Origin of the sequence: Kitasatospora putterlickiae, from assembly GCF_039527695.1 — a bacterium.
GTDB classification, from domain to species: domain Bacteria; phylum Actinomycetota; class Actinomycetes; order Streptomycetales; family Streptomycetaceae; genus Kitasatospora; species Kitasatospora putterlickiae.
Window position 1 is genome coordinate 1 of record NZ_BAAAKJ010000492.1, and the last position, 1,187, is coordinate 1,187.

1 protein-coding gene is annotated in these 1,187 nt (G+C 77.5%); it reads left to right on the plus strand.

The features are described from left to right. A partial coding sequence (locus ABD308_RS37750; RefSeq protein WP_344345335.1) for a streptophobe family protein occupies positions 1–1,187 on the plus strand: 1,187 nt, incomplete at both ends.

The following is a 1,187-nucleotide window of genomic DNA, read 5'->3' on the forward strand; positions in this document are numbered from 1 at the left end:
GCCTGCTCGGCGCCGGCGCGGTCGCGCCCGCCTCCCGGCTGGTGCCGACGGTGGTGGCCATGGCCTTCGGCGGCGGCGTCACGCTGACCTCGACGGCCTCCCTCGGGTCGGGTGACGACCAGGCCCTCGGCGAGGACGGCCTCGGCGGGCTGCTCGGCGGGGGCCTGGACCTCGACCTGACCGGCGTGGTCGCGATGATGCCCCTGGGCGTGACCTTCCTGGGCACCGCCGTCCTGGCGCTGGGCTTCTTCCGGCCCCTGTACCGGCGCCCGCAGCCCGCCTCGGAGCTGCTGTGGGCCCGGTTCGGCGGCGCGCTGGCGGCCGCGGGCGTGGTCTTCCCGTTGCTGGCCGGCACGGCGAACGGCACGGCCCGGCTGCCCGAGGGCGTGACGCGACGGTTCGGCGGGTCCGGCGAGGGCGAGGCGTCCGAAGGGTTCGGCGGGCTCAGCGGCGGCGCCCTCACCGACTCGCTGTCCTCGGTGTCCTTCGGCACCGATGTCGCGGTGACCGTCTTCTTCGGCCTGCTCTGGGTCTGCGTCGTCCTCGCCGTCGGCTGCGTCGCGGCCCGCCGGACGACGCCCTCTCGCCATCTCTCCCTGGGACAGGCGCGCAGGTCCTGGCACGCCGTGACCTCCGCGCTGAGCGGGATCACGGCCGTGCTGTGCTGCTCGGTGCTCGCGCTCGCCCTGGTGGCCGGCCTCGCCGCCCTGACCGGCCGCGAGCAGGCGGCCGAGGCGGCGGGGGCGCTGCTGCTGATCGGCCCGAACCTGCTCGGCGTGCTGCTCACCTCCGGGCTGGGCACGCCATGGGGGGCCGGGGTGCAGGGCGTCAGGCCCGACGGCGGCGCGGCGGCGTCGGACCGGTCCGTCGACGTGACCGGCTGGTCGGGCGCGGGCCTGCCGGTGTGGCTGGTCGGTCTGCTGTTCGCGCTGGTCCTGGCGGTGATCGCCGGGTACCTCGCGGCGGCCCGGACGCCCGCGCGCACCCGCAAGGAGGAGGCGCAGGCCGTCCTCGGCCGGAACACCGGGATCGCCCTGCGGCTGGGGCTCGCGGTCGGGCTCCCGTTCCTGCTGCTGCCGCTGGTCGCCCGGGGGTCGGTGGGGATCGGCGTCAGCGTCATGGGCCGGGAGGTGGGCGGTGTGGCCGCCGGGCTCGACGGAAGCCCGGGGCTGTCCGCCCTCGCCGCG